This window comes from Desulfovibrio piger, from assembly GCF_900116045.1.
GTDB lineage: Bacteria > Desulfobacterota > Desulfovibrionia > Desulfovibrionales > Desulfovibrionaceae > Desulfovibrio > Desulfovibrio piger_A.
Genome location: NZ_LT630450.1, coordinates 2,360,583 through 2,371,973, shown reverse-complemented (window position 1 = coordinate 2,371,973; position 11,391 = coordinate 2,360,583). Strand labels below are relative to the sequence as shown.

The 11,391-nt window shown below is 63.3% G+C and carries 10 protein-coding genes; 2 read left to right on the top strand and 8 right to left on the bottom strand.

Annotated features, from left to right (window positions below):
* The first annotated feature begins 27 nt into the window (after positions 1-27).
* A complete protein-coding gene (locus DESPIGER_RS10555; protein ID WP_173783311.1) occupies positions 28-738 on the top strand; it encodes a prephenate dehydrogenase in 711 nt (236 codons plus the stop codon).
* Positions 739-1,096: 358 nt separating this feature from the next.
* Entirely contained in the window at positions 1,097-1,600 is a 504-nt protein-coding gene (locus tag DESPIGER_RS10550; RefSeq protein ID WP_072336566.1) for an AbrB family transcriptional regulator, read from the top strand.
* Positions 1,601-1,850: 250 nt separating this feature from the next.
* Here the strand turns inward: DESPIGER_RS10550 and DESPIGER_RS10545 are convergent, their stop codons facing one another.
* From DESPIGER_RS10545 to DESPIGER_RS13455, 8 genes are all read right to left on the bottom strand, one after another.
* On the bottom strand, positions 1,851-2,735 hold the full coding sequence (locus tag DESPIGER_RS10545) for a PHP domain-containing protein (protein WP_072336563.1): 885 nt from the start codon (positions 2,733-2,735) through the stop codon (positions 1,851-1,853).
* A gap of 44 nt (positions 2,736-2,779) precedes the next feature.
* Positions 2,780-3,481 (bottom strand): Crp/Fnr family transcriptional regulator, encoded by a 702-nt coding sequence (locus tag DESPIGER_RS10540; RefSeq protein ID WP_072336560.1) that lies wholly within the window; start codon positions 3,479-3,481, stop codon positions 2,780-2,782.
* Between the two features lie 135 nt (positions 3,482-3,616).
* Positions 3,617-3,943: a 4Fe-4S dicluster domain-containing protein gene (locus DESPIGER_RS10535; RefSeq protein WP_072336557.1), complete on the bottom strand. Its 327-nt coding sequence runs from the start codon at positions 3,941-3,943 to the stop codon at positions 3,617-3,619.
* Between the two features lie 14 nt (positions 3,944-3,957).
* Entirely contained in the window at positions 3,958-5,730 is a 1,773-nt protein-coding gene (locus tag DESPIGER_RS10530; protein ID WP_072336554.1) for an adenylyl-sulfate reductase subunit alpha, read from the bottom strand.
* Between the two features lie 63 nt (positions 5,731-5,793).
* Positions 5,794-7,341 (bottom strand): SLC13 family permease, encoded by a 1,548-nt coding sequence (locus DESPIGER_RS10525; protein WP_072336551.1) that lies wholly within the window; start codon positions 7,339-7,341, stop codon positions 5,794-5,796.
* Between the two features lie 332 nt (positions 7,342-7,673).
* The gene (locus tag DESPIGER_RS10520; protein WP_072336548.1) at positions 7,674-8,795 is read right to left on the bottom strand and encodes an ABC transporter substrate-binding protein; all 1,122 of its coding nucleotides are present in this window, start codon (positions 8,793-8,795) and stop codon (positions 7,674-7,676) included.
* A gap of 69 nt (positions 8,796-8,864) precedes the next feature.
* Entirely contained in the window at positions 8,865-9,581 is a 717-nt protein-coding gene (locus tag DESPIGER_RS10515) for an ABC transporter ATP-binding protein (RefSeq protein WP_072336545.1), read from the bottom strand.
* The gene (locus DESPIGER_RS13455) at positions 9,568-11,385 is read right to left on the bottom strand and encodes an ABC transporter permease subunit (protein WP_072336542.1); all 1,818 of its coding nucleotides are present in this window, start codon (positions 11,383-11,385) and stop codon (positions 9,568-9,570) included. The genes DESPIGER_RS10515 and DESPIGER_RS13455 overlap by 14 nt, the downstream gene beginning before the upstream one ends.
* Positions 11,386-11,391: the final 6 nt, after the last annotated feature.

The window sequence follows — 11,391 nt, the reverse complement described above, 5'->3', positions numbered from 1 at the left end:
GTGCTCATCGTGGGCTGCCGGGGCCGCATGGGCGCCATGCTCTGCCGCCGCGGCACGGCCGCCGGTCTGGACATGCGGGGCGTGGACGTGCCCCTGACGGACGCGGTGCTGGCCCCGGCCTGCCGGGATGCCGCCCTGGTGCTGCTCTGCGTGCCCGCGGCCGTCTTTGCCGAGGTGGCCGCCACGGTCTGCGCCCATCTGCCCGACACGGCCATCCTGGCCGACATCACGTCGGTGAAGGTGCGCCCCCTGCAGCAGATGGAAGCCGTCTGGCCCGGCCCGGTGGTGGGCACGCATCCGCTCTTCGGCCCGGCCACGCCCGACGGGGACGGCCTGCCCGTGACCGTCACGCCCGGCCGCACGGCCCGCGAGCAGGACACGGCCCTGGTGGAGGCCTTTTTCCGGGCCCTGGGGTGCAGCACCTTCCGGGCCACGGCCGACGAGCACGACCGCGCCATGGCCCGCGTCCAGAACATGAACTTCATCACCAACCTGGCCTACTTCGCCCTGCTGGCAGGGCAGGAAGACCTGTTGCCCTACATCACCCCCTCCTTCCGCCGCCGCCTGCACGCGGCAGAGAAGATGCTCACCGAGGACGGCACCATGTTCACCGGCCTCTTCGAGGCCAATCCGTACAGCCACGAGGCCGTGCGCCAGTATCGCAAGATGCTCAACGTGGCCGCCGCCGGTGATATCGAACTGCTCTGCCGCCGCGCGCAGTGGTGGTGGAAAAAATGACAGCGGGGAAGGGAGCGTCCCGGACAGGCGCTTCCCTTCCCCTTTTCCCCGTCCCCTCCTCCGCACGCGGGGGCTGGCCTCGCAGCAGGTGGAAGAGTTGTAGCAGATGGTAGGCGCTTCCCCGCACGCGGGGGCTGGCCACCATATAAACGACGCTGCCGGCCACTTTCTTGGGCGATCCCCTGTATGCGGGGCGGGCCGCCTGCTCCGGCGTCCCGCCCCGCCGCCACTCCCGGGCCGCACGTCATGCGCTCCCGGTCGTCCCCTCCCCCCCAAAAAAATCGTTGCCCGCGCAACCTTGACCGCCTGCCCCCGTTGCCGCATCATGGGCCACTGCCCCGCAACCTACGGAGGACCCATGACCACCTTCCTGCTCCTCATCGCCTGCGGCATCGCGGGCGGCCTGCTGTTCTTCTTCCTGCACATCCCCGGCGGCGCCATGCTGGGCGCCGTGGTGGCCGTCCTGGCCGTCAAACTGCTGGGTCATGTGGAGGCCGATGCGCCGCGCCTGTTCCAGCTGGGTGCCCAGATCGCCATGGGCGTCATGGTCGGCAACATGATAACCGGTGACACCCTGCTGGAGGTCCGCGCCATGGCGCCCCTGATGTTCGGCTCCACGGCCCTGCTCATCGTGGCCGGGGCCCTGGGGGCCTGGTTCCTCTGCCGCTCGGCCGGACTGGACGCGGGCAGTGCCATCCTGGCCACCAGTCCCGGCGGTCTGCAGGCCGTGGTGGGCATGGCCTCCGACCTGGGCACCAACGCCCCCGCCGTCCTGGCCTTCCATCTGGTGCGGCTGTATACCGTCCTGCTGCTGGCACCGTTCCTGAGCTGGCTGCTGCACCGCCTGCTGCCCCACAGCTGACGGCGGCCATGAAAAACGGCCCGGGAAGCACTCCCCTCCTGGGCCGGGCCCCAGGCCAGGCCTGCGGCAACGGCGGCCCGGTCCCTGTCGGGATGGGGAGACCGCATCCCCGGCAACATGCCATGCCGGGCACCATGCAAAAACAGCTCCGGCAGCAGCCGGAGCCGTGCTGGCGTGGCGGACGCCCCGGCCGTATGCATCCCGGGCGCGGGACCGTCCGGGGAACGGGAGGAAAGGCCCGTTCCCGGCACTACAGCGCAAAACGCAGGCGCGGCAGGGGCCCGTCCAGATAGTCCAGGGCCTGCGCCAGCGCGGCGGGCCGGGCGGCGATATCGTCCGGCCGCAGGGGCAGGGTGTCGCAACGGAAGCCGAAGGAACGCGCGTAACGGGCCACGTCGGCGAGCCCGGCGCCCACATCGGCCCTGTCGTGGGCATCGGACGCCAGGCGGATGTCCGCACCGAAGTCGGCGGCCAGGCCCATGATGGCCGGGCAGGGATAAGGCTCGGCAAAGGGCTGGCGCAGCCCGGCCGACGAGACTTCCATGATGACGCCGTTATCGGTCATGGCCTGCACGGCGCGGGCCACCACGTCCAGGCTGCCCTTTTCGCGCAGCCATTCATGGAACAGGCCATAGGAGGCCCGCTTGATGAAGTCGGGGTGCGAGGCCACGTTCACCAGCCCGCTGGCCGCCATGCGGGCCATCTCTTCATAATATTCCCGGTAGCGGGCATAGGCGGCCTCCCGGCCGTCGGTCCAGGTATGGGGACGCGCCACCGGGAAGAGCCCCACATAATGCAGGGAACCGATCACATAGCTGAACGGCCAGCAGGACAAGAAGCGGCCCATGTGCCTGGGGTAGCCGGGAAGCCAGTCCAGCTCCACGCCCAGCAGGGGCAGCGGCCGGTCTTCCCGCTCCAGCTCCCGCTGCCGCAGGGCCTGCACGTCCCGGACGAAGTCCCGGAAATTGCCGGGAAAGGCCGGCACATACAGCTTGCAGGCGTATTCCTCCGGCAGGGGGGAGTGCTCGCTCAGGCCGAAAAGGTCCAGCCCGGCCGCCGCCGCTGCCTCATACATCCCGGCGGCGCTGTGGTGCCCGTGGGACGTGCTGGTGTGGGTATGCAGGTCTGCCAGCATGGTGTTTCCTCCGGCGGACACCTTATGCCGGAGCGCGGCCGGACTCAAGCGCGATCCCCGGGGGCTTCCAGGGCCGCCAGCAGGGCCTGGGGCCTTCTGATGGCGATGCAGCGGCCGCGGATGTCGATAAGGCCCTCGTCCTGCAACTGGTGCAGGGTCTCGCTGACCGTGGGCTGCGTGGAACAGACCATGGCCGCCATCTGGCCCTGGGAAAGGCTGACCGGCAGGGCCAGCGGCCGTTCCCAGGCGGCCGGGTCGCGCAGGCTCTCGTGTGCCAGCGCGAGCAGCAGGCGGCACAGTCTGTGGCGGACATCGCAGGTCTGGGCGCTGAGGCTGTCGCCCAGATAGCGCAGGCGGCTGCCCATGACGGTGATGACCCGTCGTGCCAGGGCATAATTGCGGGACAGCAGACCGTCGAAGGCCTGCCTGTCCAGACGGAAGATGACGGAAGCGGCCAGGGCCTGGGCACTGACCTTGCGGGGCAGATCCTGCAGGACCTCCGACAGGCCGAAGATCTCGCCCGCGGTGCGCAGGAAAAAGGTGGACTCCTTGCCGGCCTCGGTCACGCAGAAGATGCGCAGCAGCCCCGACGCCACATAAAAGCAGGCCCCGCCCGCGTCGCCTTCAAAAAAAACGATGTCGCTCTTCTTCAGTTCGATGCGCTGGGCACTGTGCAGGAAGTGTTCCTTGCACTCTTCTATGCCGTCGAAGAAATCCCCTTTTTCCAGATGCCAGAAACTGCGCATGCCTCCTCCCGTGCACCAGGCCCGTGAAGAGGCGTTCCCTGTCTGCCGTACAGACGCCGGAACCGGTGCGCCGCAAACCAGACTTGCGGCGCACCGGCAGCGCGTTCCCGGACCCGGCCTTAGCCGTGTCGTGTTCTAGTGACGTATCCGGTTGACATACTTATATGTATATTCATTCCCGTCAATATCACGGCATTTCCAGGTGATGCAGTCCTTGCCCATGATGGGGCGCAGGCTGGCCTTGTAGTAGCCCAGCTGGTAGGGCATGCGCGTCTGCAGGGCACCGGTGGGACAGACCTTGATGCAGGACATGCAGTCCCAGCATTCGCCGGTGGCCCGGCAGCGGGCCTTGCCCGTCCCGGGGTCCAGCATCATGAGGTCGCCGGGGCAGACCATCTCGCAGGCGGTCTCGGACTTGCCGCCGCAGCCGTTGCACTTGTTCAGATCTATTCTCGGGGGCATGGTTGGCTCCTTGCTTACGCGGTATAACGGTCACCGGGGATCAGCTGCTCGTACGGGCGGGTGAAGGTCTCCACCTTGCCCGTGGCGGGATCGCGCCGGGATTCGATGAAACAGTCGAAACGGGCATCGTCGCGTTCCGGGTAGTCGGAACGGGTCTGCCAGCCGGCCCAGCGGGTCTCCTTGCGGGCCTTGAGGTGATGGACCACGGCCTCGGCCACATCGACCCTGTCCATGGTCTCGTGGGCCTGCATGAGCTCGTGCAGGTCGCGGGCACGCAGGTAGCCGAACTGGGACTGCAGCCTGGCGATGTGCTTCAGGGCGTAGTCCAGACGTTCCTCGTTGGTGCGGTAGAACTGCGACACGCCGCCGGCGTATTCGTCCATCAGGCGCTGCAGGCGCTCCTTCATCTCCACGGGGCGCACGCCGTCCTCGTCCCGGGCCAGCAGGGGCGCGTAGACGCGGGCCTTTTCCCGCTCCACGGCCGCCATGTCCAGCGGCGGCAGCTCCAGATCCTTCATGTAGGCAATGGCCCCGCGGGCCGCCAGCTTGCCTTCGGCGCAGCAGCCGCCCACGAACTTGTTGGGGTTGCCGCCGGCGGTCTCGCCCGCGGCGAACAGGCCGGGGATGGTGGTCATGCGCTGCATGTCCACCCAGAAGCCGCCGCCGGTATGGCCGCCCAGGATGTAGGGGTCGGAGCCGTAGATCTCGATGGGTTCGCGGGTGACGTCCTGGCCGCGGCTGGCCAGGAAGAGCACGAAGGAAGGCCGCTCGTTGAGATAGTCCTCCATCATGGCCTTGGCCGTTTCGGGGCTCAGGTGGGTGGTGTCGCAATAGCAGGGCCCGCGACCGGCCAGCCATTCCTCCATGGGCGCGTTGGCGCGGATGTAGCGCGGCGCGGCGTCCCCGCCCAGATGCTCATAGCGGCTCATGACGCGCTCGCCGTGCGCGTTGATGATGGGCGCGCCGTAGCCCACGGAGATGGTGTCCACCGGGCCGCAGAAGTCCTTGGTGCGCGTGGCCACCCAGCGCTGTTCCAGGCTGGTGAGCTCGGCGCCCTGGCGGAAGCCGATGGCGTAGCCCGTGCCCACGCAGTAGGGGCACATCCAGATCTGCGCGCCGCTGTCGGTGCTGTCGGCCGTGTAGGACTTGTACAGGGTACCGGCCCCGCCGGTGCTGACCACCGTGGCCTTGGCGCGGAAAATGTAGAACTTGCCGTCACGCACGCCAAAGCCCATGGCGCCGGTGCAGCGGCCTTCGTGCATGATGAGGGCCGTGGCCGTCACGCGGTTGTAGACGTCCGCGCCGCTCTCCAGGGCCTTCTCGGCCATGATGGGCTTGAGCTGCTCGCCGTGGATGGAGATGTCCCACTTGCCGCGGTAGCGGATGCGGCCCTGCTCGTCACGCAGGATGGGCAGGCCCCAGCGCTCCAGATCGTCCACGGACTCGTTGAGCTCGCGGGCATTGGAGAGGGCCAGGTCCTCACGCAGGGGGCCGCCGCCCACCTGGGCACGGCTCCAGCGCACCAGGTCTTCGGGGGTCTTGCCTTCGGGGATGTAGGTATTGATGGCGTCCATGCCGGCGGAGCAGGCGCCGGAGCGCATGATCTCGGCCTTTTCCATGATGGTGACGCGGACGCCGGGGTCCACCAGGGCGGCCTCCGTGGCCACGAAGCAGCCGGCATTGCCGCCGCCGATGATGAGCAGGTCGGTCTCGACGACGACGGTCTCGACATCGTCCAGGTTTTCAGGGGTGAACTGGCGCATGTGCGCCGCGGGGATGTTGGCCATGATGTTCTCCTGTAAAAAGCTGTTGGCGCCGGGGCCACACCGCCCCGGCAGGTCGGCGGAAAGCTAGAAGGGCCAGGGGGCACTGGCATCCCAGACGGGCATGCCCCACAGGGCGTACCAGGGAGCCATGACCAGCAGGCCGTAGGCGATGGCGATACAGACGGAGACCCAGCCGGCGCGGGCGTAGTCCGTGGAGGAGAAGGTGTCCGTCCCGTGCGCGATGACGGCCGCGGTGATCTGGGTGGGCAGGATGTAGGCAAAGGTGTCCGTGTCGCAGACCAGCATGGTGAAGGCCACGGGATGCAGGCCCAGCTTGGGCGCCATGGCAAAGACCACCGGCGCCAGCATGGCCACGGCAGCCACGTTGGAGAGCATGCCCAGGCGGATGATGTGCGTGCCCACCATCATGGTCAGGATGGCCTGCCACCAGCTCATGCCCACCACCCAGGCGTGGATGTGGTCGGCCAGCCACTGGGCCAGGCCGGACTGGGTCATGGCCGTGGTCATGGTCATGGCGCCGCCCAGCAGCAGGAAGGTGCCCCAGATGGTCTTTTCCTGCACGGACTTCCAGGAACAGGGCATGAGGCCGGGCGCGAAGAGCACCAGCATGCCCAGCAGGCCGATGACGCCCAGGGGCTGGTGGTGCAGCTCGGCGATGAAGCTGCCCTTGCCGGTCATGAACATGATGCCCGCCAGGGCAAAGATGCCCAGCAGCACCTTTTCGGGCATGGTCATGGGGCCGAGGTCGTCGTATTTCTTCTGCAGGGCCTCCACCCCGCCGGCGATGTGCACCTTGCGCGTGCCGAAGTGCCAGCGGATCCAGGCCTGCGTCAGGGCGAACATGCCCAGATAGGGGGCCTGCAGCAGCATCCAGTTGAGATAGTTGAGGTTGCTGAAGCCCGCCTTGTCGAAGATGCCCACCATGATCATGTTGGGCAGGTGGGCGGTCATGATGAACATGCCGCAGATCATGGAGCCGTAGACCAGGGACTGGATGACGATGGCCTTTTTGGCGGCGCGTTCTTCCGGCGTGTCGCCGAGCAGGCGGCAGATGCCCTGCACCACGGGCAGCAGGGTGGCGGCGCGGGCGTTGGCCGCGGGCACCAGGAAGCCCAGCACGATGTTCACGAAGAACATGCCCCAGATGACGCGGCCCACGCTGGAGGCCTTGAGCCGGGCCAGGATGCCCAGGGCGATGCGCCTGTCCAGGCCCACCAGCTGCATGACGGCCCCCACCAGGAAGGCGAACAGGCACAGCCAGATGACGTGATTGGTGAACCCGGCGAAAATGATGGACATGGGCGGTTTGCCGCCCTGCCAGGGGATGGCCTGGGTGATGAGCAGCAGGGTGGGGATGGAGATGCCGGTGATGCCCGTGGGCATGGCCTCGCTGACCCACATGACGCTGGCCCAGAGCACGATGCCCAGCACGGCCATGCCGTTGTGGGTCAGGCCCGGGAAGGGCGGCAGCACTGTCCAGAAGAGGAAGAAGAGCGCCCAGGCGATGACGAAGCCCGTGTAGACACGCACGGGGCTGCGTCCGTTGCGGCGCAGGTTCCCGGCCAGGTACTGCAAAAACGAACCGGAACCGGCAGAGGTTTGCTCAGGCATGGCAGACTCCTTTTTTCATGACAAAACGGAACATCTGCCCTGGAATCTAGCTGGGAAAAAATTCTCAATCTATCAGCCCGCCGATAGTTCGTGAAAAAAAGACCAGGCCCCGCCTCCTTGCGGGGCTTGGCCTGCCGCAGGACGTCCTGACAGATTATCTTTAAAAAATTTCCTACGGCCTCCAGGCTGAGCTCTTCTTATTCACCGTATGACACAATGCCCTGCCATACCCAAGGACTGCAGGGACGAGGAAAACTTTCTGCAAAAATGTGCGTATCCCAATAAAAATAAATGGGATACGCACACAATCCAAAGCAGTCCCATTAAGGGGATTATTCAACAGTGACGATCTTCTTAAGCACAGGCTGCCCCTTTTTGACTTCGACCACACAGGCGGAATGGCGGCCATCTCCATTGGGAGAGAAGCTGTAGGTCCCTAGGACACCGCGGTAATCCCGCAAATTCAATATCGCCTCGCGAACCTTACTCCTGTCAGGCCCGGCCTCATGGATGGCTCTGGCAAGGATCATCAGCGCGTCATAATTCCACGCAGCCCAAGCGTCCATCTCTTCACCGTACTCCTTTTTGTAGGCTTCGCTGTAAGCCGTGTATTCGGGACTGCCGCCCGGTGTGGCATCTGCAATGGCCAAGATGCCTTCGGCGGCCTTGCCAGCCAGATGGATGGTATCCTTGACGGCACTGGAGGGAGAACCAATGTACGCATAGGGCAGGCCCAGCTGGCGGTATTGCCGCTGGCAGACGGCCACGTCCTCGGCATTCGTACCATAATGAATCATCACCTCTGCCCCGGCCACACGAAAAGCCAGCAGTTGTGCAGTATAGTCCTTGTCTTTCGTCGTGTACTTTTCACGCTTGACTACAGTCAGGCCGGCCTTGGGGGCCAGTGCGTCGATAAGATCTGCGCCTCCCGTGCCAAAAGCATCTGCATCATGCAGTACAGCGATTTTCGTCAATCCCATGTCTTCCTTGATATATTTAAGCATAACCTTGACCACGATGGAATCATCGGGACGACAACGGAAGAACCAGGGATTGCCCTGCTGTGTCAGATTGACATTGGTCCCGCCAATCAGAGTAGGCAGCTCGGTCTGCTTTACCCTATCAGAAATGGCAAGGACCTGTGTGCTTTTGATGGGGCCAAGCAGAGCAAAAATATGATCCTGCTCTATGCTTTTGTTGAGTGCAGCCAGCGCACCGGGATTCGTGGACTGATTGTCCTGAATCAGCAGCTTGATGTTGTAGCCAGCAGCATTGGCATGCTTTTCAGCCAGCTTGGCAGCTTTCATGAAGTAAACAGCCTCCCCGGCAGCCGCTCCGGTGACAGGAGTGTTCATACCGATGAGTACAGGCTCGGCAGACAGCGCGCTGCCGGTAAAACAAACGGAGATGATGCCCAGGACACCCACTAAAACATGCAGTATCTTTTTCAGCACAGGAAGCTCCTTTTGTTACAATCACATCTTTATGATGTCTTTCCTTCCATGACAAAGCATATACTCCCTCTAGACACCTCCAAGATAATGTTTCTTCATTTCAGAATTTTCCATAAGGTTGGCAGAGGTATCCTCCAGAACGATGGATCCCGTTGTCAGCACATAGGCACGCGAGGCGATCGACAGGGCCATCCTGGCATTCTGCTCCACCAGCAGGATGGTAACACCCCGCTCCACATTGATGTTTTTGATGACCTGAAAGACCTCCTGCACCAGGACAGGAGAGAGGCCCAGGCTGGGCTCATCCAAAAGGAGCAGCTTGGGATGCGCCATCAGGCCGCGCCCTATGGCCAGCATCTGCTGCTGCCCCCCGGAGAGCTGCCAGCCAGGACGCTTTCTGAATTCCGCCAGGATGGGAAAGGTCTGATAGATCGCCTCCATGTCAGCAGACAATTCACTTGCAGGCACCTTCCCGCGGGAAATGGAGCCCAGCAGCAGGTTGTCTTCAACGCTGAGGCCGGGAAAAATATGCCGCCCTTCAGGAACGCAGGCTATCCCCAGCGCGGCGACTTTTTCCGGGCGCCTGCCGGTGATGTCTTCGCCCAGGAAGGCGATGGAACCTGTCTTAGGAGAAATCAGGCCCGTTATGGCGCGGATGAGCGTCGTCTTCCCTGCGCCATTGGCTCCAAGCAGGGAGACGATCTCCCCCTGATCTATCCGCATCGTAACATCCGAAAGCGCCATGACGGCACCATACGTGGCAGTCAGTGAATCAATGCGCAGCATTGCACTCCTCCTGGCCGAGATAGGCGGAGATGACCTCGGGGTGGGTCCGGACCTGATGCTCGTTTCCCTCAGCGATCTTGCGCCCGAAGTTGATGACCGTGATCACATCGGAAACATTCATCACCAGTTCCATATCATGCTCCACCAGTAAGATAGTGATCCCCATCGCCTGGATGCGCTGCAACAGTTCACGCAAATCTGCCGTTTCCGAAGGATTGAGGCCTGCAGCCGGTTCGTCCAGCAGCAGGACCTCTGGCTGTGACATCAGGGCCCGGGCGATCTCGAGCATACGCTGCCGGCCGTAGGGAAGGCTGCCTGCCTCTTCGTTCTCCAGTCCTACCAGACCGGCAAAATGTAGCATCTCCATGGCCTGCCGCCGCAAGGCTGCCTCCTCCCTCTGCTGGGAAGCCGTATGCACGATACTGCTGAACACATTGGCATGGCTCAGGCAATGCCGTCCCACCATAACGTTCTCCAGCACTGTCATCTCAGCGAACAGGCGGATATTCTGATAGGTCCTGGCGATGCCAAGGCGGGTGATTTCATGCGGCAGGCGACCGGCGACCTCATGCCCGCAGAGGGTGATGCTTCCCCGGGTCGGCCTGTACAGTCCGCTGAGGACATTGATGACTGTCGTCTTACCGGAGCCGTTAGGCCCGATCAGGGCATGGATGGTCCCCCGCCTGACAGTCATGCTCAGGCCATCGACAGCCTTGATGCCGCCAAAGTACATGGCAAGATCCTGGATCTGTAGTACCTGACTGTCAGGGCACGCCCTTTGCAAGGGGTTTTCCAGACATACCGGCTCCCCCTCTTCTTTCGCCAGTTCCCGGCTCATGTCCTGCTGGCGCCGCTTGCGCCAGGCACGTACCTGGGGAAGCTGTGCCAGCAAATTGGCAATGCCACCGGGCATATAAATCATGATCAATACAATGGCCGCGGCAAAGAACATCATGTAGGATTCCTGCAAAAAACGCAGAGATTCAGGCAGTAGCGTCAGCAGGGTAGCACCGAACACAGCCCCCAGGGCAGAGCCGTCCCCCCCCAGGACCGTCATGGCCAGCAAAAGGACGGACTGCTCGAAGGAAAATGTGTCCGGGCTGATGTAATGCGCCCCGCCGTGAGCGAACATGGCGCCCGCCAGGCCCGCACATGCTGATGACAATGTAAAAGAGACGATCTTGCACCATGTCACGTTGATGCCATTCGTGCTTGCCGCCATCTCATTCTGGCGTACAGCGAGCATCGCCCGCCCTATACGTGAATCCTTGAGTCTGGTAATGGCCCATGTGAGCAGAACGACCATGATGCCGGAAAAGTAAAAATACTTTTCTTCGTTATCAAAGGAGATGCCGCAAAGATCGAGGACAGGTATCTGCGGGATACCGTCCGAACCGTGCGTCACTTCTATCCAGTTAATGAGGATGAGCTGGACGATGAAGCCGAAACCGATGGTCGTCACAGCAAGATAATGGCCGGAAAGCTTCAGGCTGGGGATACCCAGCAGGACGCCGCAGATCCCGCCCATGGCTGCCCCGCAGAGCATCCCGAGCCATACGGGGATACCGAAAGTCACGGTAAGCAGGGCCGAGGTATAGGCACCGATCCCCACGAAGGCCATCTGTCCCAGATTGATCTGGCCCGTATATCCCAGGAGGATGTTCAATCCCAGGCAGGCGATGCTCATCACACAGCAGTGGTTAAGCAGGTTCAGCCAGTAGTTTTCGGAAATGATGTGCGGGATAAGGAAAACGACGCACATCGCTCCCAGGACATAGAAGTACTGATGCAAGCTCCTGTTCATATGCGC